This window comes from Psychrobacillus sp. NPDC058041 (assembly GCF_042885655.1).
Lineage (GTDB): Bacteria > Bacillota > Bacilli > Bacillales_A > Planococcaceae > Psychrobacillus.
Window position 1 is genome coordinate 131075 of sequence record NZ_JBHVRO010000003.1, and the last position, 24376, is coordinate 155450.

General features: G+C 36.0%; 19 protein-coding genes. 14 read left to right on the forward strand and 5 right to left on the reverse strand.

Annotation, left to right across the window (positions count from 1 at the left end; genetic code table 11):
* Nucleotides 1-116 precede the first annotated feature (116 nt).
* Nucleotides 117-914 (reverse strand): TIGR00266 family protein, encoded by a 798-nt coding sequence (locus ACFVR1_RS05775; RefSeq protein ID WP_387581557.1) that lies wholly within the window; start codon nt 912-914, stop codon nt 117-119.
* Nucleotides 915-1082: 168 nt separating this feature from the next.
* On the opposite strand from ACFVR1_RS05775, the gene ACFVR1_RS05780 reads away from it, so the two are divergent.
* The 4 genes from ACFVR1_RS05780 (at nt 1083) to ACFVR1_RS05795 (ending at nt 7279) form a co-directional block, all read left to right on the forward strand.
* Nucleotides 1083-2561, forward strand: a complete 1479-nt coding sequence (locus ACFVR1_RS05780) for an aldehyde dehydrogenase family protein (RefSeq protein WP_387581560.1) — start codon at nt 1083-1085, stop codon at nt 2559-2561.
* 15 nt (nt 2562-2576) lie between these two features.
* Complete coding sequence (locus tag ACFVR1_RS05785; protein WP_387581562.1) at nt 2577-3740, forward strand: saccharopine dehydrogenase family protein; 1164 nt, start codon at nt 2577-2579, stop codon at nt 3738-3740.
* Nucleotides 3737-4930: an acyl-CoA dehydrogenase family protein gene (locus tag ACFVR1_RS05790; RefSeq protein WP_387581564.1), complete on the forward strand. Its 1194-nt coding sequence runs from the start codon at nt 3737-3739 to the stop codon at nt 4928-4930. The genes ACFVR1_RS05785 and ACFVR1_RS05790 overlap by 4 nt, the downstream gene beginning before the upstream one ends.
* Nucleotides 4931-5173: 243 nt before the next feature.
* Nucleotides 5174-7279: a beta-propeller domain-containing protein gene (locus tag ACFVR1_RS05795; protein ID WP_387581566.1), complete on the forward strand. Its 2106-nt coding sequence runs from the start codon at nt 5174-5176 to the stop codon at nt 7277-7279.
* A 258-nt stretch (nt 7280-7537) separates the two neighbouring features.
* Here ACFVR1_RS05795 and ACFVR1_RS05800 read toward each other — a convergent pair whose 3' ends face one another.
* A complete protein-coding gene (locus ACFVR1_RS05800) occupies nt 7538-8998 on the reverse strand; it encodes a polysaccharide deacetylase family protein (RefSeq protein WP_387581568.1) in 1461 nt (486 codons plus the stop codon).
* A 233-nt stretch (nt 8999-9231) separates the two neighbouring features.
* Here ACFVR1_RS05800 and ACFVR1_RS05805 point away from each other — a divergent pair, with 233 nt between their 5' ends.
* Both ACFVR1_RS05805 and ACFVR1_RS05810 read left to right on the forward strand, forming a co-directional pair.
* A complete protein-coding gene (locus ACFVR1_RS05805; RefSeq protein WP_387581570.1) occupies nt 9232-9984 on the forward strand; it encodes a threonine/serine exporter family protein in 753 nt (250 codons plus the stop codon).
* 13 nt (nt 9985-9997) lie between these two features.
* A complete protein-coding gene (locus ACFVR1_RS05810) occupies nt 9998-10447 on the forward strand; it encodes a threonine/serine exporter family protein (protein WP_387581572.1) in 450 nt (149 codons plus the stop codon).
* Between the two features lie 5 nt (nt 10448-10452).
* Here ACFVR1_RS05810 and ACFVR1_RS05815 read toward each other — a convergent pair whose 3' ends face one another.
* Nucleotides 10453-12495, reverse strand: a complete 2043-nt coding sequence (locus ACFVR1_RS05815) for an EAL domain-containing protein (RefSeq protein WP_387581575.1) — start codon at nt 12493-12495, stop codon at nt 10453-10455.
* A gap of 201 nt (nt 12496-12696) precedes the next feature.
* On the opposite strand from ACFVR1_RS05815, the gene ACFVR1_RS05820 reads away from it, so the two are divergent.
* The 4 genes from ACFVR1_RS05820 (at nt 12697) to ACFVR1_RS05835 (ending at nt 18510) form a co-directional block, all read left to right on the forward strand.
* Complete coding sequence (locus tag ACFVR1_RS05820; RefSeq protein ID WP_387581577.1) at nt 12697-13623, forward strand: DMT family transporter; 927 nt, start codon at nt 12697-12699, stop codon at nt 13621-13623.
* Nucleotides 13624-14093: 470 nt separating this feature from the next.
* On the forward strand, nt 14094-15830 hold the full coding sequence (locus ACFVR1_RS05825; protein ID WP_387581579.1) for an ABC transporter ATP-binding protein: 1737 nt from the start codon (nt 14094-14096) through the stop codon (nt 15828-15830).
* Nucleotides 15811-17634 carry an ABC transporter ATP-binding protein gene (locus tag ACFVR1_RS05830; RefSeq protein ID WP_387581581.1) on the forward strand — a complete coding sequence of 608 codons (1824 nt, stop codon included), beginning with the start codon at nt 15811-15813 and terminating at the stop codon, nt 17632-17634. The genes ACFVR1_RS05825 and ACFVR1_RS05830 overlap by 20 nt, the downstream gene beginning before the upstream one ends.
* Nucleotides 17635-17643: 9 nt before the next feature.
* Nucleotides 17644-18510, forward strand: a complete 867-nt coding sequence (locus ACFVR1_RS05835; protein ID WP_387581583.1) for a GNAT family N-acetyltransferase — start codon at nt 17644-17646, stop codon at nt 18508-18510.
* Nucleotides 18511-18571: 61 nt separating this feature from the next.
* Here the strand turns inward: ACFVR1_RS05835 and ACFVR1_RS05840 are convergent, their stop codons facing one another.
* Nucleotides 18572-19765, reverse strand: coding sequence for a GTP-binding protein (locus tag ACFVR1_RS05840; RefSeq protein WP_387581586.1), 1194 nt, complete (start codon nt 19763-19765; stop codon nt 18572-18574).
* Nucleotides 19766-19952: 187 nt separating this feature from the next.
* Here ACFVR1_RS05840 and ACFVR1_RS05845 point away from each other — a divergent pair, with 187 nt between their 5' ends.
* Both ACFVR1_RS05845 and ACFVR1_RS05850 read left to right on the forward strand, forming a co-directional pair.
* Nucleotides 19953-20330: a VOC family protein gene (locus tag ACFVR1_RS05845; protein ID WP_387581589.1), complete on the forward strand. Its 378-nt coding sequence runs from the start codon at nt 19953-19955 to the stop codon at nt 20328-20330.
* A 501-nt stretch (nt 20331-20831) separates the two neighbouring features.
* On the forward strand, nt 20832-21536 hold the full coding sequence (locus ACFVR1_RS05850) for a DNA alkylation repair protein (protein WP_387581592.1): 705 nt from the start codon (nt 20832-20834) through the stop codon (nt 21534-21536).
* 49 nt (nt 21537-21585) lie between these two features.
* Here the strand turns inward: ACFVR1_RS05850 and ACFVR1_RS05855 are convergent, their stop codons facing one another.
* Entirely contained in the window at nt 21586-22884 is a 1299-nt protein-coding gene (locus tag ACFVR1_RS05855; RefSeq protein ID WP_387581594.1) for a bifunctional DedA family/phosphatase PAP2 family protein, read from the reverse strand.
* A gap of 268 nt (nt 22885-23152) precedes the next feature.
* Between ACFVR1_RS05855 and ACFVR1_RS05860 the strand changes: the two genes are divergently transcribed.
* A complete protein-coding gene (locus ACFVR1_RS05860; protein WP_387581597.1) occupies nt 23153-23320 on the forward strand; it encodes a hypothetical protein in 168 nt (55 codons plus the stop codon).
* A gap of 95 nt (nt 23321-23415) precedes the next feature.
* A complete protein-coding gene (locus tag ACFVR1_RS05865) occupies nt 23416-24144 on the forward strand; it encodes a glycerophosphodiester phosphodiesterase (protein WP_387581600.1) in 729 nt (242 codons plus the stop codon).
* The last annotated feature ends 232 nt before the right edge of the window (nt 24145-24376 follow it).

The following is a 24376-nucleotide window of genomic DNA, read 5'->3' on the forward strand; positions in this document are numbered from 1 at the left end:
CATGACCAACATCCTGTTGGCCTAGGAGAATGAAGCCATGTCCGCGAAAAGCTCCGCCAAAGCGGAAAGCCCGGTTATTCTTAAGAAGTAAATAAAGAATGGCTCATAATAACTATTTATTTTCCTCCTAAAAGATCAAATATTCCACCAGCGATACTTCCTTCATCCTTTGAGCCTCGACCTAGTGTTTGCGGAGCAGCTGCAAAAACACGGCTCGCTAAACGGCTAAATGGTAACGATTGAATCCATACAGTACCTGGTCCACGAAGAGTAGCGAAAAACAAACCTTCTCCTCCAAAAAGAGCAGTTTTCACTCCTTTAACCATTTCGATATTATAATCTACGTCAGAAGTCATCGCTACTAAACAACCAGTGTCTACCCTTAAAACCTCACCAGGCTGAAGTTCTTTTTTATGAATCGTTCCTCCCGCATGAATAAAAGCAAGACCGTCTCCTTCAAGCTTTTGCATGATGAATCCTTCTCCACCAAAAAAACCAGTTCCTAACTTACGTTGAAATTCGATTCCAACAGAAACACCCTTCGCTGCAGCTAAAAAAGCTTCTTTTTGACAAATAATTTTACCGCGATATTCACTTAAATCTATAGGAATTATTTTTCCGGGATATGGAGAGGCAAAGTAAGCATGTTTTTTTCCATTACCTGCATTCGTAAATGTAGTCATAAATAAACTTTCGCCTGTTAACATACGTTTGCCTGCCCCTATTAATTTGCCCATTATTCCATTATCAAATGAACTTGAGCCGTCACCAAAAATGGTTTCCATAGTAATGTCATCTTCCATCATCATTAAGCTACCTGCTTCAGCAACTACAGTTTCTCCTGGGTCTAATTCAATCTCTACAAACTGCATATCATCTCCATATAATTTGAAATCAATTTCATGATTATTCATGTATATTTTCCTCCCTAATTAATATTTATTTAATAATACGAGAAAAGTAATAAAAAGTTTCAAGTTGAAAATTCATATTTTTCAATTTTTTTGAAGGAATTTATCAAATAAATAGAGAATGTATTTAAAATGGAAACGTTTTCACCTATATAGAAAAGAGGTAGGGAAATGAAATTAACTAATTTTATCGATGGTAATTGGCAAGAAGTAGGAGAAGTAGATTACACAGCTGTTGTAAATCCTGCGAATGGTCAACATTTGGCGGAAGTTCGGATGTCAACAAAAAACGACGTAGATCAAGCGGTTGCTGCTGCAGTGAAAGCGCAAAAGAAATGGGCACTAGTACCGGCACCAAAACGGGCAGATTACTTATATGAAATTGGTAGACTGATGAAAGAAAAGAAGGAACACTTAGCGCAAGTGTTAACAAAAGAAATGGGTAAAGTCATTGAAGAAGGCCGTGGAGAGGTGCAAGAAGGAATTGACATGGCATTTTACATGGCAGGAGAAGGACGTCGTTTATTCGGAGAAACAACACCTTCAGAGCTTGCCGATAAATTTGCTATGAGTGTTCGAGCACCTATTGGAGTAGTTGGTTTAATCACTCCTTGGAATTTTCCTGTTGCAATTGCTACATGGAAGTCATTCCCGGCTATAGTTGCAGGAAATACATTCATTTGGAAGCCGGCAACAGAAACACCAATGATGGCATATGAAATGGCGAAAATCTTTCAGGAAGCGGGATTGCCAGCTGGCGTTGCAAACGTTGTATTTGGCTCTGGTTCAGAAGTTGGAACAGCTATGATTGAGCATCCCGACGTAAAAGTTATTTCTTTCACCGGTTCAACAGAAACAGGTCGCAAAGTGGCGGAACTTGGCGGTCGACATTTAAAGAAAGTATCACTCGAAATGGGTGGGAAAAATGCAGTAATTGTAATGGACGATGCAGATTTGTCTCTTGCAGTTGAGGGGATTTTATGGAGTGCGTTTGGAACAGCTGGTCAGCGTTGTACCGCATGTAGTCGTGTAATCGTGCATAAAGATGTAAAGAAAGAGTTAGAGAATTTACTTCTAACTCAAATGGAACAGCTAACAATTGGAGATGGTCTGGACGAATCGGTAAAGATAGGACCTGTAATTAATAAAAACGCATTGGAAAAAATTCATTCTTACACAAAGATTGGACAAGATGAAGGCGCAAAATTACTTGTTGGTGGAGAAATATTAGAGGAAGGGAAGCTTGCAGGAGGGAATTATTATGCTCCAACCCTATTTACAGATGTGACGCCAAAGATGCGAATTGCGCAGGAAGAGATTTTTGGACCTGTAGTTTCACTAATAGAGGTAGGTTCTTTAGAGGAAGCAATAGAGGTAAACAACGGTGTGAAATTCGGACTTTCAAGTTCTATTTTTTCAAGGGACGTAAATAAAATTTTCCGTGCTCAACGGGATTTGGATACAGGAATTGTTTATGTTAACGCAGGTACAACAGGAGCAGAAATTCATTTACCTTTCGGAGGGACGAAAGGAACAGGAAATGGACATCGTGATAGTGGAGTAGCAGCACTTGATGTATATACCGAATGGAAGAGCATTTACGTAGATTTTAGTGGGAAATTGCAACGTGCACAAATAGACACAGAATAATAGGGGGATGACAACATGAAGGTTGCTGTATTAGGAGCAGGATTAATGGGGAAAGAAGCAGCTCGTGATTTAGTATTAAGCCCAAACGTGGAAAAAGTTTTATTATGTGATTTAGATGTGGGACAAGCTAATTTGTTTAAAGAGAGGTTACAAAATTCGAAGGTAGAAGTAATAAGATTAGATGCAAATGATGATGAAAATATACTACAAATAATGCGAAAAGTAGATGTTGTTATAAATGCTTTATTTTATACGTTTAATGAAAAGGTTGCTAGGCTTGCCGTGGAAGCTGGCGTGCATTCCATCGATTTAGGGGGGCATATAGGAGGAGCAACAGACTCAGTGCTGTCACTCGATAAAAGAGCGAAGGATAAAGGTGTTACCCTTATCCCAGATTTAGGAGTGGCACCTGGAATGATTAATATTCTAGCGGGTTACGGGGCAAGTAAATTAGATAATGTTTCTGGTATTCATTTATATGTAGGTGGAATTCCAGCCGTTCCGGAAGGGATATTTGGATATAATATTGTCTTCTCTTTAGAAGGAGTGTTTGACCATTATACCGATCCTTCCCATGTTATACGAGGCGGGAAATTACAAGAAGTGAAATCTTTATCAGAAATTGAACCTATTTATTTTGAAGAGTATGGTGAATTAGAGGCATTCCATACCGCTGGTGGTACATCTACCTTAACGAAATCCTTTCCGAATATTGATACGTTAGAGTACAAAACGATTCGTTACAAAGGGCACGCTGAAAAGTTTAAATTGCTTGTCGATTTAGGACTAACAAATAAAAATACAATAGTAAATGTAAATGGAAATATGGTTAAAGCTCGTGATGTCATAAAAGAAGTATTGACACCTCAATTATTACTTGGTGATAAAGAAGACGTAGTTTTATTGAGAGTGATTGTAACAGGTATTAAAGACGGTGAGAACACTACGTATAATTACGAATTGGCGACAAAAAAAGACAAGCTTTCTGGTACAACAGCAATGGCAAGAGCAACAGCTAACACCATTTCAGTTGTAGCACAAATGATTGGTAATAATGTCATCTCCAAACGAGGTGTATTCCCACCAGAACTCATAGTTCCTGGAGAATTATATATTAAAGAAATGGCAGCTCGAGGAGTAAATATTGTGGAGTCAGTTATGAGAGGTGTCAACGTATGAATTTTGAATTTACAGAGGAACAGAAACTGCTTCGTAAAACAGTTCGTCAATTTGTAGATAATGAGATTATTCCTCATATCGCTAAATGGGAAGAACAAGGTGCATTTGATAAAGGTATATGGAAACAATTAGCTGACCTTGGTTTGATGGGTGTTTGTGTACCTGAAAAATATGGTGGAAGTGGTATGGACTATAATGCCTTAGCGATTGTATGTGAGGAGCTTGAAAGAGGAGACACTGCTTTTCGTACAGCAGTTTCTGTGCATACCGGACTAAACTCAATGACACTTATGCAATGGGGAACAGAAGAACAGAAACAAAAATATTTAATACCCCAAGCAAAGGGAGAGAAGATTGGAGCTTTTGGCTTAACGGAACCAGGAGCAGGATCCGACGTGGCTGCTATGTCGACAGTGGCCGAGCTTGATGGTGAAGATTATGTGATTACTGGGCAAAAAACTTGGATTTCACTATGTGATGCTGCTGATCATTTCCTTGTGTTTGCTTATACAGACAAATCGAAAAAACATCACGGAATCAGTGCATTTATTGTAGAACGTACAATGGAAGGATTCTCTTCAAAAGCGATAAAAGGGAAGTATGGCATTAAATCTGGAAATACGGGTGAAATATTTTTTGAAAATATGCGAGTGCCTAAAGAAAACCTTCTTGGAAAAGAAGGAGAAGGTTTTAAAATAGCTATGGCGGCACTAGATAATGGTCGATTCACTGTGGCTGCTGGGGCGGTAGGTCTTTCATTAGCTTGCCTAGAGGCAAGTGTGAAATACTGTCATGAACGAGAAACATTCGGTAAAGAAATAGGAAAACACCAACTTGTTCAGCAGATGATTGCGAAAATGGAGGCTGGTCTTCAAATGAGCCGATTACTCGTTTACCGAGTCGGTGAATTGAAAAATAAAGGAGTTCGCAATACACGAGAAACGTCTCTAGCAAAATGGCAGGCATGTGACTTTGCCAACAAGGCTGCTGATGATGCAGTACAAATACACGGTGCTTATGGCTATTCAGACGAATATCCAGTGGCAAGATATTTGCGCAATTCCAAAGCTCCAGTGATATACGAAGGAACAAGAGAAATCCATACAATTATGCAAGCGGAATATGTTCTTGGCTATCGAGAAGATAAAACACTCTCTCATATGCTACCGAAATGGCCATTTGAGGAATAAGAAATAGGTTTTCCTGGAGTATGAACTCAGGAAAACCTTTTCTTGTTTATCTTTTAAAGTTAGGTGAGGAGAGAGATTAAATTTTCCTTTTATTCTACTCTCCTTTCTTAATTATACGGTAGTTAAAAAAACAGAAAATTCTCTATACCTAATCAATAATTTAAATAAATACTGGAAGCAGTGAAACCAATTGGAGAAATTTAAGTCTAATGGATTAACAAAGAAGTGGAGAGGGTGATCACCATGAAAAAGAGCGGTATTTGGCTAATTACTATAGTTTTAATTATCGGTTTTGTAAGTGTATTGGCTTCAACAAAAACGATAGTAAGTGCACAAGAAGTGATAATGTCACATCAACCATTAGAAGTAAAGTTTTCTTCGGTCGTTAGTAAAAATGCCTGGGAAAAAGGGGATATGTATGTAACTAATCAACAAGGAAAGGAAGTAAATGTAAAGCATAGTATTTCGAAAGATGGAAAATCTGTAGTGGTAACAGGACTTGAAGAAGGGTCGTACATCTTACATGTAAAAAATCAATTTGGTAAAACAAAATTCCCGATTAAAGTGTTTAAAGAGATTCAAGCGGTTAAATCGAAAGAAGAGCTAACTGCATATTTTGAGTTAGTGAGAAAGGTACATGGGGATAGAGTGGGAGTTGTCTCAGAGGACATAATGGCTTTAAGTGAAAGAGACTCTTCTAGTGATAAAAGTAGCGATCATTCTACGACAAATAACCAAGTAGAAGGTGTCGATGAAGCGGATAGTGTAAAAACAGATGGTTCTCGTATATTTACGATTAATGAAAACAATGTAGCAATAATTAATGTGGAAGATCCAATGAATATGAAAGAAGAGAGTAAAATAAAATTCGGGGATGATTTTTATCCTACTCAGCTTTTATTATCAGATCGTACATTGATTATTATGGGGCAAAAAAATATATATCAGTCGTTAGATTTGAAAAGTACTCAAGACATGGCTAGAATAGCGCTACCTAGGAATCAGTTGACAACTGTGTACTTTTATGACATTTCAAATCCCAAATCACCAAAATTGTCTAGAGAGATTGGAACAGAAGGTTATATGAACGGTGCAAGATTAACGGATAATACACTCTACTATGTTACTTCTGTTTATCCAAGGTATTGGATGATGGAAGAGAATGGTGACTCAGAGCTACGTCCGTTCATCTATGACTCTAAACTAGATAAAGAGCCTAGACCTTTGAATTACGATAGTATCTCTATTCTTCCAAACACTTTAGAAGCGAGCTATAGTATTGTTTCAGCAATAGATTTATCAGATCCAGCTGGAAATAAAGTAAATACAAAAGGTTTCTTAGGTGGAAGTGAACAACTATACATGTCTAAAGAAAATTTATATTTAACTTCCACTTTATATGAAAATATTACACCAACTGTGCAAAAACTAATTTGGAACCCTGGAAAAATGGATACAAAAATATTTAAATTTGAGTTAAACAATGCAACCATAAAATTTGTTGCGTCAAGTAGAGTAACGGGTACTATATTAAATCAGTTTTCAATGGATGAGCATAATGGTTATTTCCGTTTAGTTACAACAAAAGGGAACACTTGGGACGAAAATGAACCTTCTGAAAACAATCTATTTATCCTAGATAATGGAATGAAAACTGTAGGTTCTTTAACAGGTCTTGCAAAAAAAGAAAGAATATATTCTGCAAGGTTTATGGGTGATAAAGCATATATGGTTACATTCAAACAAACGGATCCATTATTTGTTATCGATGTAGCGAATCCAACGGCTCCCAAAGTATTAGGAGAATTACAAGTTCCAGGTTTTAGTAACTATTTACATCCTCTAGATGAAAACCATCTAATCGGATTTGGGTATGAAACGAAAACGGTACCACAAGAAGGTAGCAAGGAACCGCTTATTATGACAGAAGGAATGAAAATCTCGTTGTTTGACGTAACTGACCTTAACAATCCAAAGGAATTGGATACAAAAGTAATTGGTGGTCAAGGAACTTACTCACCTATTCAGTATGATCACCATGCATTATTCCAATATGAAGAAAAAAATCTGTATGGTTTTCCTGTTTCGATATATGAAAAAGGTGCCGGACAAGAATATTCTCAATTTAAACAAGAAGGTTCTTTAATCTATGAAATTACTCCTGAAAAGGGAATTGCTTTGAAAGGTAATTTATTGAAATCTAAAAATCCAGCTCAGTTATATGAAGACTGGGAAACTAGTATTCAGCGTATGGTTTATGTCGGGGACTCTCTCTACACAATATCCATGAAAGAAATAACAAGTTATAACTTGAGTAACTTTGAAAAAATAGGGAAGTTGACGTATTAATATTTATAGAAAAAAGGATGAGAACAACTTTTTAGTTGACCTCATCCTTTTTCTAAGAATAAGAGAGTATATCAATTTTTATGCCATGGACAGGTTAATTTCTGCTGAAGGCGGAGACTTGCAAGTCGAGCATGCAAAGAGGAGTTGGAAGTGACGCAATAACTTCCAACTCCTCTAAATTTTACAGTAATAGTGTAGCCAATGTTTCGTTAAAAGCACTCGGGAAATAAGTGAAGACAAAGTGCGATTGCAGCTTGTCTATTTTTTTAACTCAGAAACAGTCACAAACGTATAACCCTCACTTTGTAGATAAGCAAGCACAGCGTCCAGGCCATCCGCAGTTGAAGCATGGATATCATGCATTAAAACGATTGAACCATCTTTTACATGTGTTTTCACATGTTCTAGCAAGTGTTTAGCATCCTTATATTTCCAATCGAGTGTATCTACATCCCACAAAATGACGGGAAGGGGAGACTGGCTACGAACAGTTTTGTTAACAGCTCCATATGGAGGGCGGAACACAGTAGGTTTACTGCCAGATGCTTTTTCTATTGCATTACTTGTATTATTAATCTCAGATGCTATTTTTCCGACAGTAGCTTTTGTTAAATCAGAGTGTGTCCATGTATGGTTTCCTAATTCATGGCCGGCTTCTTTTATTTCTTTAACTACCTCAGGGTAAAATGAAACTCTACTTCCAAGCATAAAAAATGTAGCTTTTGCATTATACTTTTTTAAGGTTTCTAAAATTTTTCTTGTTGTTTCTGGATTAGGTCCATCATCAAATGTTAGGGCTACTACTTTACCAGATGAGGGTGTTTTTGTTACTTCATCTTTTGGTGTTTCTGTTTCAACAGATGTTTGTTTTTCCGGAACATTATTAGGAGGGGTTGAATCTCCCTTCCCAACTGGAAGTTTATATTCATCTGCTAATATATCATCTAAATCAGAGAGTGGAATGGAGATCGTTGTAGCTCCTGCAGCTCCTGATGCTATCTCATATTCATCATAATAAAAATCAAGTGAATTTTTATTCAATACAAAATTGCTGAAATTTCCCCATTTTGGAGATGTTTTTTCATCGAATTGTTCCAACAGTAAATAAGGACTTAATTGTTTATCGGAAGTTATTGCCTTCCTTACTTTTGCGGAAAGCTTCTCCAGTGATTGTTCGTTTTTTGCAAGAAGGTCCTCTATCGTAAGCATATGTCCTGATTGATTATGTAAATGAATGATTTTTGTTTCTGATATACCGTTTGCTCCACCTGTATACATTCTCGAATGGATGACAAATGAGTAATAACCAGAGGTGTGCTGGAAAACTTCAAATGATATATTTAGCTCACTTTTAGTATGCTTTTTTGTTTCGCTAAAATACTTTGTATCTTCCAAATATAGTGTTTTTAGATTTTGGGTATATCCCTTCACGATTTTGTTGAAACTTGGAACATCACTTTGGGGATATTGAATTGCAAAAGGTGTATCTATATCATTAGATGTTTCTGTGATGATACGAATCCCTGGATAGACTGAATCGCTTTCGCTTACTTCTTCCTGTGCCTTAGGGGAATGGCTTGCTGAAACTTTACTTTCTTTCTCAGAAGGAGAAGGAACAAAAAGAAGAAATGCCGTTAAACTACTTAATAAGATGATAGAAACAATAAACATAATGTCGATCCAGTGACTTCTTTTTCTGGATCTTGGATTTGTGGACATGGTAATTCTCCTCTTTTAAAACAAGAAATTATAACCAGGAGCCTGGAACTCCTGTACTCGACGTAATAAAAACGGTACTCCTATTAAAGCTGGTTTCGAACTGGGAAAATAGGGCCTGGTGTTTTTCTTATTATATTATATTAGATTAGACGGATGAATGTATGAAAAAGTTTTAGTTTATATTGTTTTTATTTCTAGCGTTCGATAAGATTATCGTACATAGAGGAAGGAAGGTGTTCCGATTGACTCCAAACTATGATTTAGCAGTAGAATGCTGCTTACTCGCAGGTCGATTGATGATGGAAAGTGGAGCGGAAACATACCGTGCAGAAGATACAATGGATCGTATGGCCCAATCACAGAAATTGACGGAATCGCAAAGTTTTGTAACGCCTACTGGAATTATTTTCAGCGGAAATAGAGCACTTCCTACCAGATTAGTAAGGGTTAACAATAGAACAACAGATTTAGGGAAGATTGCACTTGTAAATGCAGTTTCAAGAAAGTTAGCTAATGATGAAATATCATTAGAGGCTGCATATATAGAGTTGAATAAAATTGATGAAGAACATAAAATGTACCCATTTTGGATTCAAATTATTGCTGCTTCAATTGCCTCGGGGGCTTTTCTAATACTGTTTGGTGCTAAGCTAATTGATATTCCAACTGCTATGTTTGCGGGGGGGATTGGCTATGCTATAGCCGATAAGTTAGAGTTAAGAACAAAAGTAAAATTTTTCGCGGAATTTTTAGCCGCTTTAGTTATTAGTAGCATTGCGACATTCTCGGTGGCATATGGAATTGGCAATGAAGTAGACAAAATTATTATTGGATCTGTCATGCCGCTTGTTCCGGGACTTCTTATTACGAATGCTGTACGGGACTTAATGGCAGGGCATTTTGTATCAGGGTTATCAAAAGGAGCAGAAGCATTTCTTACAGCATCTGCGATAGGTGCAGGGGTTGCAATTATTTTATCATTGTAAGGGGAGGAAGCCTATGTCATATCTATTACAAGGAATATTAAGCTTTATTGCTGCAACGGCGTTTGGAATAGTTTTCAATGCTCCGAAAAACTCCCTTTTTTATTGTGGTCTTGTTGGAATGACAGGGTGGCTAATTTATTCTTTTACAGATCACTTATCAAATGATCCTGTCAAATCGTCTTTTGCTGGAGCATTTACAATTGCATTTGTTGCACATTTAATGGCAAAACGGATTAAAATGCCAATGATTATTTTTAGTGTAGCCGGAATTATTCCTTTAGTTCCAGGTGGGGTTGCATATAATGCAATGCGTCATATTGTGGAAGAAGATTATGGAGTAGCTATTCAATATGCATCGCGAGCATTAATGATTTCAGGAGCTATAGCAATTGGCTTAGTATTTGCTGAAATAATTACAAAGTTACTATTAATGGCGTTAAAGAAGCCGAAATTAAAACCGTGAAAAACTCATATGTTTTTCACGGTTTTTGTTTCTTTATTTAATAGTGATTCTATTTCACTTGCTGAAATAGGTTTGCTCACATAATATCCTTGAATCGAATCACAACCCATTTGCATTAATAGCGTGAATTGATCTTCCGTTTCAACTCCCTCTGCTACTACTCTAATATTCAAGGAGTGTCCAAATTGTATTAAACCTTTAACTAGACTTTGTAACTTTTCTTGTTGCAACAGGGAGCTAATAAACGATTTATCCACTTTTAATTGGCTGATGGGCAAAAGTTGTAAATATCTTAAAGATGCGTAGCCAGTGCCAAAATCATCTAGCACAAATGACACACCATCCGCCTGCAACGTTTGCATTTGTTGGATAATTGATTTCTCTGCTTCTGCTTCTAATGCGAATTTTTCTGTAATTTCTATTATTAAAGTATCTGGCGAACAATTATACTTTTGTAACATTTTACGTATTGTTTTAACCATATTTTTATCTCGAAATTCTCGTATAGATGAGTTGAAGCTTACTTTAATAGGAAAGCCTTTGCTTTGCCAAACAGATGCCTGCTCACAACACTTTTCTAGCATAAAATTACCTATCTCATTAATCAATCCAGTTTCTTCGGCTATCGGAATTAGCTCTTCTGGAGAAACTACACCTAGTACTTCATCTTCCCAACGAACGAGAGCTTCAACAGAAGTGATTTTGCCTGTTTGTACATCTTTTTGTGGTAAGTACATTACATGAAGATCCTGATGATTTAAAGCTTCTAATAATCGTTTTTCAATTTGTATCGTTCGACTGAGTCTATTTTGATCAGATTGAGAAAGACTTACAATAGAGCCGCCACCACCTTGCTTAACCTTCTGAATAGTGGCATTTGAAGCCTTTATTAAGTGAATATAGGATTGTTGATCTTCTGGATACTTAGTAATTGCCCCACTAATTGTAATTGGAACGATCTTGTTATTTAAATAAATTGGATGCTGCTTTAAATAATTCGTAAACCCTTGAATATACCAATCACTTAAAGGAGTCAGAAGGGCAAATTCATCCCTACCAATTCGAGCTATGGTTGTCTCTTCAAAATAAACTTTTAATCTTTTAGTAAATTCAATTAATAATTCGGCTTCCGTTTGATCATTGAATATTTCTTTCAATGTATAAAACTGATCGATTGTAAAAAAAACAAAAGAAAAGTTCCTTTTTTCTTCAATATATTCTTGTACGACGCCTTCTAAGCGGTGTCTGCTCATAAGTCCTGTTTCCATATCCACATAAGCTATTTGTTCTAGACGGGACTGAAATAATTTCTTTTCCGTAATTTCCTCTTCCAATAGTAAATAATAGAGCGTATGATTCTTTTTATCAGTTACAGGAATGGCAAGTAGATTTACCCAGTAATTTGTTCCGTCTTTTGTAGTTTTCTCCACTGCACCATGGAATCTTTCGCCTCTATTAAGTACATTCATAATATTGTCAGCTATTTTTGTATTGTCAGGTGTATTAGGGAATAGCTGCCAGAAAGATTTTCCTAAGATTCTTTTCGGGGTCCAGTTACTTTTCTTTAAAAAATGTGTATTCGCATGTGTAATTAAACCTTCTTTATCTAAATAAAGTATCATAAATGATTCGGATAGATTTTTTTTCAATAACTGTAACTCTAAAAATGAAGATGCTTCTGAATTAGAAATATAATCGGTTTCAATAACAAATAAAACATAACGGTCATGCTCGAAAGTAAATGATTTTGCTAAAAGAGAAGCCATGGATTGTTCACCGTTTGAATGATTAAGTAGGACGGAATCATATCGAATAGGCTCCACATTATGTAATTGGTTTTCTAATATGGAAGAAAAATGTCCTTGTAGACTATTATCAAACAAAGGGGGATGCTCTGATTTTGCATCATCAAAGGTATATCCGAAATGTTTTTCAGCTTCCCTACTCCACCAGACAATATTCCCTTCTTTATTTGTTAAAAAAGTAGGATAAGGTAAATGGCTGAAAATAGTACTACATGAATCTAGTAATGCTTCAATAGAATGCATCTCTATGACCCCTTTCATTATTATTCTATTAATTATATAGAATAGAGAGAATTTAGTCATTACAATAGAACAATATATTCACTTTTTTAATGTTGATAGATATAAATATCTATCATTATTAGTGTTAACAAGGTCTTTTTTACGTTGAATTACATAGTAATTAAGTTAAAATTAGAACAATGAGAATGAGGTGAATATAAAGTGGAACGCTGGAAAGGTATTATACTAATAATAGTTGGTGCTATGCTTTGGGGTGCATCTGGCCCAATGATGGAATGGGTATTAAAAAATAGTGGATTAACAATTCCATTTTTTTTAACAATCCGTTTAACGATCGCTGGTATATGCATATTAGTTTTTATGAAGTTGAGTGGAAAGAAGATTTTTACTATTTGGAAAGAACCAAGTTGGTGGAGGCAACTAATTGTCTTTGGAGTTTTTGGGATGTTAGGGGCACAATATACATTTGTAGCTACAATTGAAGCAAGTAATGCATCTATTGCGACGTTATTACAATTTCTAGGTCCTATCTATATTATTTTGTATGTATCATGGAGAAACAAGGCGTTCCCACCTAAATATCAAGTAATCGGTATCATTGGCACACTCATTGGTCTGTTTTTCTTATTGACGAATGCTAGAATAGACGAGTTATTGATAAGTACTAGAGCTTTGCTATGGGGTTTGTGTGTTGGTATTACGTTTGCAATCTATACAGTCTATCCAGCTAAACTTATGAAAGAATGGGGAGTACTAATTGTTGTTGGATGGGGAATGTTAGTCGGTGGTGTAGTTTTAGCTATAGTTACTCAGTCTTGGCGAACAAATGAATGGAGTAACTTGATGGAGTTCCCAGTGAATTTGATGATTGCTGCCGTTATTCTAATCGGTACAATTGCATTTGTGCTCTTTTTATCAAGTATGAAATACATAACTGCTGTAGAAACAAGTATTCTTTCTAGTATGGAACCTTTAACAGCAATGGTTATTTCAGTGATTTGGTTTGGACAAATACTTGGAGCGTGGCAATACTTTGGGGTAATTGTTATGCTAGCTTTTGTAACATGGCTTTCCATTGCGGGAGAGATTAAGTGGAAAAAGATAATAGTTCTGAAACAAAAAAAATAATAGTAATTTGAATAATTATTGATGAATTAATAGATTAGCTCTGTTTAAAGATAAAAGGTTTCGTGAATGTCAAAACTCACGAAACCTTTTGATTTTTAAAAATAAGAAAGTATATTAATTTTTATGCCATGAACAGGTTGATTTTCGCTGCAGGTGGACGCTTTCTGAGGGGCAAGCATCAAGCTCTTGCGGGTAAGAGGAGTAATCGAGAACCAACAGGAGCGGAGCGACGAGGATACTCGATTCTTCGCCCGCGGAAAGCGAGCGGTAGCTTCGGAAAATAACTGGATGAAATTCTTTATACATGAAAAGCGAATATCTTTTTCCGTTCTCAATTTTTTCAAATTTTCTACAGAATGAGATGATTCAAACAATAGATCATCTTTTTCTATAAGTTCAGAGTAACTTATGGCATAATAAGTTTAACAATAATTAATTCGAGTTACGAAGAATCTAGGGGTGTTATAAACGTGAAAACAGTTTTTGCTTATTTATCACCATATAAACGGCTTGTCATTATAGCATTATTATTTATGCTTATTGAACTTTCCGTAGAGTTAATTCAGCCATTATTGATAGCAACTATTATCGATGATGGAATTTTGGCAAAAAGCCAGCGAACGATTATTTTTTGGGGAAGTATTATGCTTGGCTGTTCTGTGATTGCATTTTTAGCAGGGGTTATTAATACATATATCGCTTCGCATGTTGTACAAAGCTATGGATATGATATACGCCAAGTACTTTTTAAAAAAATCCAATCGTTTACGATGGCAACTTTTCTAAAGTTTCCTTCCGCAAGTTTAATCACAAGATTAACAAATGATGTAACAATAACACAAAACTTATTTTTCATGGGACTTCGCATTATGTTACGAGCTCCGTTAGTAGTTGTTGGAAGTATTATCATGTCTTTTTTTGTAAATGCATATTTAGCATTGTTTTTAGTAATTGGTGCACCTTTTTTAGTCATTTTTCTATACTTTATGAGTAGAAAAGGGATGAAGCTTTTTGCTAAAGTACAAAAAAGTGTAGACCGAGTAACTAGAAAAGTACAAGAAAACTTGCAGGCGGTTCGCTTAATAAAAGCGTATTTACGTGGTAACTTTGAGTCAAGCAGATTTGCTGGAGTCGCGGATGTATTGAAAATCGATAATGTGAAGGCATTTAGAATTATGGAGTTAATATTACCTGTTCTTCTATTTGTGATGAACGTAAGTTTAATGGCGGTACTCTGGTTTGGTGCTAAGGAAATACAAGCTGGAGGAGCACAAATGGGGCAACTTGTGGCAATTGTTAATTATGCAATGCGTATGACAGGTGCTTTTTCAATGTTTTCCTTTATCATCGTCTTTTTCTCTCGAGCAAAAGCTTCTGCTGAGCGTATGGAGGAAGTATTGATAGTAGAAGAGGGGATAGAAGAAATAAATACAAATACAGCAGGTACTATTCCTAGAGTGGGTGAAATTGAGTTTCAACATGTTTCATTTCAATATCCATCAACAGATGCACCAGTTTTAAAGGATATATCCTTTATTGTTAAACCTGGTTCGAAACTCGCTATAATGGGTGCGACAGGTTCAGGGAAATCTACACTGCTTAACTTAATCCCGCGATTCTTTGATGCAACAGAGGGTAACATTTTCATAGACGGGGTTGAAGTAAAGGATTGGCCATTAAAAGAACTTAGACAAGTGATAGGACTTGTGCCACAGCAATCCATCCTTTTTACAGGTAGTATTGAAGAAAATTTAGGCTGGGGTGACTCTACCGCAACGGAAGAATTATTAAAAGAAGCTGCTAAGCAAGCGCAAATACACAATTCTATTGAGCAATTCCCAGATCAATATGATACAAGGGTTGGCCAAAAAGGTGTTAATTTATCGGGTGGACAAAAGCAAAGGCTATCAATTGCGCGAGCATTAGTTCGTAAGCCAGAGATTTTATTGTTAGATGATAGTACGAGTGCGCTAGATGTTTCTACAGAAAATGCATTATGGGAAGCGTTAGAAAATGAACAGGCAACGATGCTTGTCGTTACACAAAAAATTAGAACTGCTAAGGGAGCGGACCAAATTCTTTTACTGGAAGAAGGGGAAGTTTCCGCTTATGGCACGCACGATGAGTTGATGGAGAGCTCTTATTTGTATAGAGAAATCGCAGAATCACAGCAGGAGGGACACCATCATGTTGAACTTCATTCGTAAACCTTTTGGATATGAACCTATCGTAACAAAGAACGACTTAAAGAAAAGTACTAAGAAGAAAGTGGAAAAAGCCTCTGACTGGAAAGGGGTACTTGCACGTATTTGGAAATTAGTAGACGAGCAACGACTGTTATTAATCATTGTTCTATTATTAGTAGTTGTAAGTTCTGCGTTATCCCTACTTGGTCCTTATATGATTGGAATAATAATTGACAATTATATTACGAAAGAACAATTTGCAGGGCTGTTGAATATGATCGGGATACTAGTAGTGGTATATGTTTTTTTGTCGGTTTCAATGTATTTACAAAGTTATTGGATGATAGGAATATCGCAACAGACAATTTATCGCTTGAGAACTGGTCTATTTAATAAACTTCAAAAACTACCCGTAGCTTTCTTTGATAAAAGACAGCACGGCGAACTAATGAGTAGGATGACTAATGATATTGAAAACGTCAGTCAAACGTTGAATTCATCATTTATACAAGTATTTTCAAGTATATTAACGTTAGTTGGGACCACTGTAGTAATGCTTCTTTTAAGTCCATTATTGACGGCTATCACGCTTATAATTGTTCCTTTTATGTATTTTGCAATGCGTTGGATTACGAGACGAACGTCGAAATTGTTTAAGGAGCAGCAGCAAGCGGTAGGTGAACTAAATGGCATGATTGAAGAAACAATCTCTGGTCAAAGAATAGTTAAGGCTTTCTCTCAAGAGAGTCGTATGTTGGAAGAGTTTTCAGTAAAAAGTGAACGGCTAAAAAGAACGGGATTTTGGGCACTCATATACTCGGGTTTTATTCCCAAAGTAATGAACTTGCTAAATAATGTGAGCTTTACCCTAGTCGCAGCTGCAGGCGGTGTGTTGGCGTATTATGGTAAGGTATCGATTGGGGAAATTGTGATATTCACAGAATATGCACGTCAGTTTACTCGACCTCTAAATGATTTAGCAAACCAATTCAATACTGTACTTTCTGCGATCGCAGGGGCAGAGCGTGTTTTTGCTATTATGGATGAAACAATAGAGATAGACGAAGCAATAGATAACAAAGACTATATACTAAAAGGAAATGTCACGTTTGAGGATGTAACATTTAAATACAATGAAGAAGAGGAAAGTCCAACCATTCAGCATGTTTCATTCCATGTAGAAGCTGGGAAAACCGCCGCTTTAGTCGGTGCAACTGGTGCAGGGAAAACAACTATAATGCAACTGCTTGCCCGTTTTTATGAAGTAAATGAAGGTCGTATATTAATTGACGGTATACCAATGGATAACTTGCCGAGAAATACATTAAGAAGTCAAACAGCGTTCGTATTACAGGATCCTTTTCTCTTTGAAATGACTGTTAGAGAGAATATACGTTATGGGAAATTAAATGCAACAGATGACGAGGTGTTATATGCTGCGAAAGAAGCAAATGCTCATGACTTTATTATGAAGCTACCTAACGGATATGATACAGTATTAACAGCTGATGGAGGAGAAATTAGCCAAGGGCAAAAGCAGTTATTATCGATTGCACGAGCACTAGTAGCAGATCCTGCACTTCTTTTACTAGATGAGGCAACGTCTAGTATTGATACGGTCACAGAACTGAAAATTCAAGAAGCACTCGAACGATTAATGGAAGGTAGAACAAGCTTTGTTATTGCCCATCGATTAAATACTGTTCGTAAAGCGGACCTTGTCTTCGTAATGGAGAATGGAAAACTTATCGAATCTGGTTCACAAGAAGCTTTATTAAAACAAAAAGGTCGATATTTTAAAATGATGACGAATGCGAAGGTTTAAGGAGGATTTATGCATATTTCTTATATGACAGTTTCAATTCCATTAGATGTAGATACAATGAATGAAATAAAAGGATTAATGCAAGAAACATTATTAGGGGACAAAGCAAATTACACATCACTACTAAGTGTCGATGAACTTACCGATTATTATTTAAAAGGATTTTGTGTATTAGCATACGAGGATGAAACAGATAAACTAGTTGGAGTATTAACTGCTATTGATCGAATTGCTACATTAGATTTTGAATGGAGTTCGGTTGTATCGCCAAACGTTCGCAAGCAAGGTATTGGTGAACAGCTAGTGAAGGAGCTTGAAAAAAATTTAAAGCTTAGAGGAGCGGAAACAGATCTAGCGTTGGTACATGAAAATTCGGAAGCGGGTCAACAGTTATTAAAGAAATTTGGCTATGTACATGACTTTTCTGAAATAACAATGTACTCAAATGCAGAGGCAAATGATACTTTCGATAAAGTAGAAATCGTCCCATATAATGGACAGGATACAGAGTTGATTGAGGTGTTAGTAAGCGCATTTGGCGACACAGAAGAGGAAGCCAGAGAGATGATCGCCTTTAATACGGAAACTCCCAATCGAAGACTAATAGTTGTTAAGGTAGACAATGAAGTTGTAGGTACTGTTGCTATCGTGGATGATTCCGATAAATTATGGGTAACCGGACTTGCTGTGCATAAGAAAGCACAAGGCCGTGGAATTGCAACTAGTCTATTAAATTGGTCAAAAAATGAAGCACATCATTTAGGCAAGACGGATGTTTATCTAGATGTGGAAACAGACAATGAAAATGCATTATCTGTTTATAAAAAAGCAGGATTTAGGAAGAACAATCATACGAAATTTTATAGAAAGGGATGACCCGTTTTGGTCATCCTTTTCACTATTTTAATGGGTAAACTAATGTTGGGAAAAAGTGCAATCAATTAGCGCTAACAAAAGCAGGAAGGGGATCTTCTATTAAAGACCAATTCATTTTCATTTCCTCTTCTGTTAATAAGCACTCATCTAATGCTGTCACTATTTCTTCTTTGTTCATATCCATCCCGATAAATACAATCTCCGTCTGACGGTCCCCGTGTTCATTGTCCCATCTATTTGAAACAGAACAATCTTCTTCAAAAATTTGTTGCTGCTGTTCTTTAGGAAGTGAAGCAATCCAATATCCAGCACCTTGAAACTGAATGGAAGAACCAGCTTGAGATATTAATCCAGCCATTTCATTTCTTGTAGGTAACCAAAAGAAGCCTTTGGAACGGACAATTTCTTGTGGAAATTTTCTTAACCATTGTTCCCATCTTGTTGGATGAAATGGGCGTTCTCTTTTATAAACAAACGAACTAATGCCATATTCCTCTGTCTCTGGGGTATGTTCTTCATTCAATTCTTTTATCCATCCAGCACCACTAGAAGCTCTTTCGAAGTCAAATAATTGACGATTAAGTAGGACAGAAGTATCTATTTTTCCATTTTCAACTGTATGAATCTCCGCGTCTGGATTCATTTTTCGCAAGAACGCTTGAAAAGCTTCTACATAGTCAGGTGTTACCAAATCTGTTTTAGAAACAATTAGAATATCTGCAAACTCAATTTGGTCAATTAGTAAGTCGGAAACGTCTCTTTGATCATACTCATCATCTGTTTGTTTACGTTCAAGCAATGTCTCCCCACTTTCGTAATCTGTCCAAAAGCGAAATGCATCTATTACCGTAATCATGGCATCTAATCGGCAATATTTAGATAAATCAATCCCTACTTCATCATCTATATATGTAAAAGTTTGAGCAACAGGAATAGGCTCGGAAATTCCAGTCGATTCGATGACGATATAATCGATGTCACCTTGTTTTGCCAACTTTTCTACTTCAATCATTAAATCTTCACGTAATGTGCAGCAAATACAGCCGTTTGTTAACTCAACAAGTTTTTCTTCTGTTCTGGAAAAACCGCCACCTTGAATTAGCTGGGAATCTATATTAATTTCACTCATATCATTTACGATGACAGCTATTTTCTTTCCTTCTTTATTCGAGAGCAAATGATTTAATACGGTCGTCTTCCCAGCACCAAGGTATCCACTTAGTACAGTAACAGGAATTTGAGTTGTTAATTGCATACTATTTCTCCTTTTTTAAAACGTAATTATTACGATTTATATATTAAACGAATGAAAAATAGAATGCAAGTAAAAAAGATGAATCTCCCTATGGGCTGATGAATCAGTGATATACAGTTAATTTAAAGGATTTAACGTATTTAAAGCGAAATAAAAATAGATTATGTATTTAAAGGAGGCAATTGGAATGACTCAACCACTTTTAATAGGTATGGAAGGTATATTTATACCAATTAGTGATCCTAAAATTTCAGCACAATGGTATGAAGATAAACTTGGTTTTAAACTAATATATATTGAAAATGAAGCAGCAGTAATGAAAATTTCAGATGTTTCTCAAACAGTAGTATGTCTTGTCCGAAGTATAAACCATCAACCAATGAAATTCCCTGAGAACAACTTTGGTGTAGGGAAATATTATAACTTTATCTCTAAAGATATTGAAGAAACCCACAAATTGTTACTTGAACGAGATGTCCAAGTAAATTCTATTGGTGGAGATGGAACTACTAAGTTTTTTACTTTTTATGATCCTGACGGAAATCCATTAGGTGTTTGTCAGTAAGTCGATAATTTTTTAATGCCGTTAAAAGGGTGAAATTTTTATAAGTTCATGTATAAGTGAATAGAGAGTATGTTTGTTTTTACTATTTGATAAAAAGATAGGAACAGCGTGAAAGGAAAATTAGTAAGAATAGGTATAATATATATACCAGTGTATAACGGAATACTTGTAGACGAATTAGTATTAAGTGGAGATTCATTATCTATCTTTTTGTTCATATTTACAGTTTTATTTGCTATCCTTAATCCCTGTATCTAACTTTGGACAGTAGGATGGTCTAATAAGAGAATGGAAATCTTTAGAGACATTTGACCAATAGTAAGAATATACTCTTCTCAAAAGGACCGGGCGTCTTTTTGCCTGGTTTTTCTCACCACCAGTTCGAAAACAAAGTGTAACATGCATTAATGGATTCCGGCACAACACTAGTGCGCTTAGATAGGGTATTAGAATATTGGTTATGAATTTGATGGGCAAATAAAAAGAAGGAAGTGCTAAACGATGAATTTAGAAATGGTTATGCAGGAGCTTGAAGCCCTTGGCAAGGAACGAACTAAAAAAATGTACATATCCAACGGTGCGCAAGAGCCACTTTTTGGCGTTGCAACAGGCGCTATGAAACCAATCGCAAAGAAAATAAAGATAAGTCAGCGTTTAGCTGAAGAGCTGTATGCCACAGGGAACTACGATGCAATGTATTTTGCAGGCATTATTGCAGACCCAAAAGCCATGACCGAGCCGGATTATAATCGTTGGATGGATGCGGCGTATTTTTATATGTTGTCCGATTTTGTAGTGTCCGTAACTTTATCAGAGTCAGATATTGCACAAGAAGTTGCTGATAAATGGATCGTGAGCGGTGAAGAATTGAGAATGTCAGCTGGCTGGAGTTGCTACTGCTGGCTATTAGGGAATCGACTAGACGTTGAATTTTCAGCAAGCAAGATTTCCAATATGCTTGATATTGTGAAAAATACGATTCACGATTCCCCAGAACGAACGAAATCCGCTATGAATAATTTTCTATACACTGTCGGTATTTCATATTTGCCGCTCCATGAAAAGGCAGTAGAGACCGCAAAGGCAATAGGTACAGTAGAGGTCAAACGGGACAAGAAAAAAAGCAGTTTCCTAAATGCTTACGAGAGTATTCAAAAATTCGATAAAGGAAAGCTTGGTTTTAAACGCAAGTATGTAAGATGTTAAAATTATCCTCGCATAGCGAAAGGAGGGCTGACGCTTCATTTTATTGGTGTCAGTCCTCTTTAGTATTAGATTTCATTGATTCTAATTTTACAAAACGAAATATTTCTAACAAAACCACATTTAAACTGACCCAGACTCCTCCGAAAATGTATCCAGCTACTACATCACTTGGGAAATGATTATTAAAATAAATTTGACTGAGTCCTACTAGAAATGAGACTCCGATTACCAAAAGAAACGCGCCTGTCTTAATCCATGCTATGTGAATATATCGAGCCAAAAGAAAAGATGTAAAGCCAAAAAAAGTCACTGTCATGAGTGTTTGTTCACTTGGAAATGACTCAGGTAATAGACTTGGACCAACACGAAGGAAAAAGTTAGATAATATTTCTGTTAGAAATGAACCACCAAGTAAAACGAAAAGATAAAAGGATGCATCCAACAAACGATTTTCTTTTTGGATCATGATGAAAATAAATGTTATGAGAGAAATGGTGAAAAGCAGATAAATAGAATCTAAATATGAAAATCTTGTCATCCAAGCCTTCCAGCTTTCATCGAAAATAGAATGTACGATAAAGGTAGTTATATTGTCAAACTCAGCAAACTCATTTGCTAAGAAATCTTGAATTAAGCCTACCATCAAGAAGAAAAGTGTTAGAAACAAGATAAATGAGAAAAGGAGTAAAAAACGAACTTTCCTTAACGATCGAAAAGTTTCGATCAGCTTGTTAAGTAGTATAGAGATTGAAACGTACAGTTTTTCTTGGTACTTATTAAATAAAAAGTAGATAATGGTCAGAAAAACTAAGATAATTCCAATGATCACTAAATACTTTGAAATTGTTTGATGGTACAGTTCCCACTTGGGACCAAGAATCTTTCCTAGTGAAATAAAGGTTGATACCCATAAAAAAGCACCTATATAAGCATATAAGGCATATGTTCGAAAAGGCATACGTGTAATACCAGAGAAATAACCAGTAATATGACGAATACCAGGGATGAAGAATGCAATTACGAGTAGTTTCACTCCAAAGCGTTCAAACCATACTGACGTCTTCTTTAACTTTTCGGGGCCGAAATGTATTTTATGGCCATGCTTTTCAAAAAAGCTAGGCCCTAATTTCATACCAATCCAATAAGAAATTGTCATTCCAAATGAAGTGCCGATCCCAGCTGTTAGAATGCTTACCACCAAACTAAAATGCCCCTGAAAAACCATCATTCCAGCATAAGTCATTAAAACTTCCCCAGGTAAAGGTAGAGCAAGTAATTCAAGGAATAGTGAAATGCCAAGTACATAGTATCCGTATTGTTCCATTAAACTTTGTATGAAGTGTGCCATGTTGCCCTCCGGGATTGTATGTTAATTTAATTGAAAGATGGCATCCAATAATTCGCATGACAATTTGAGTTATTTAATAAATTCATTATAAGGCAATAATCATTTTTTAAACAATTGAAGTGATTTATTTGAAATAATAATCGTAAATACCCGCTTCATAGTATTTGTTATCGATTTACAAACACTAAACATAACCCCCATATCCTTTTCATAAACTTGTTTTAAGATGAATGGGAAAAGATTATTCAATCGAAAAGGAGAGATATTATTGGATTTAAATGAACACCATGTAACAATGAAAATTTCGAAAAAACGGTTGAATTCTTTACCTTTTACTTATGTAAGAAAGAAAGTACAAACAAGTTTGCAATGGATTATATTAAAAAAAGCACGACCACCTAAGTTGAAATATATTCCTATTCCACCTAGAAAGTAATTAGTCTTATATCATTTCTATATTTGTATGAGGTTTTTTATTTGTTCTACCAGTATATAATGATTTAAAGAGTAAATTGGTGGGGAGGTTTTCAAGTGAAAATATACGCTCATAGAGGTTCGGCAGGGACGCATCCAGAAAATACAATTGCTTCTTTTAGAGCGGTAGCATCACTTCCTGTGCATGGTGTAGAGTTTGATGTTCATCAAACGAAAGATGGAGAACTTGTAGTTATTCATGATGAATCCATTGATCGTACTTCGAATGGACATGGTTATGTTAAGGATAAGACGCTTGCAGAATTAAAAGGCTATGATTTTGGTGGATGGTTTTCTACAAAGTTTAAAGGGGAAAAAATTCCTACCTTAAGAGAAGTACTTTACGTTTTTAAAGATACACATCACCATTTGAACATAGAATTGAAATCAGATGTTTTTCCGTATGTGGGAATGGAAGATAAAGTTTATCAAATGTTAAAGGATTATAGACTAGAAAGCAGAGTAGTTATTTCTTCTTTCAATCATGAGATGGTGAGAAACTTTAAAATGCTGGCCCCGCAAATCGAAACAGCTATTTTATTTATGGAAGTCATGATAAAACCTGATGAGTATGCAAGTATAGTTGGAGCAGATGCGTTACATGCGTTTTTTCCAACAGCTTTTAGAGCAATGGGGAGAGAAGCTATAGCTAGTGGAAGACAATTCCGTGTGTTCACTGTGAATGACGAAATATATGCGAATAAACTACAAGAAATTGGTGTCGACGCGATTTTTACAGATTTTCCTGAAAGAATGTACCAATTTTTGAATCGAAGAATCTATTAAACAGACGTATTGTAAAAATAAAGTTTCTCTAGAATGCAAGATGAAAAGAGGATATCTCACTCGTCGAAAATCAAATGACGTTGAGATATCCTTTTGATTTCCAGCAGACGTACAATGCAAGTCGTGTAAGCATGAAACTGCTTCCTTCGATGCGCGCGAGGCCAGAGTCTTGATATGCTTGCCAATCCCCTAGGAGTCGCCACCTTCCGCTCCAATCAACAGTTCTATAAGG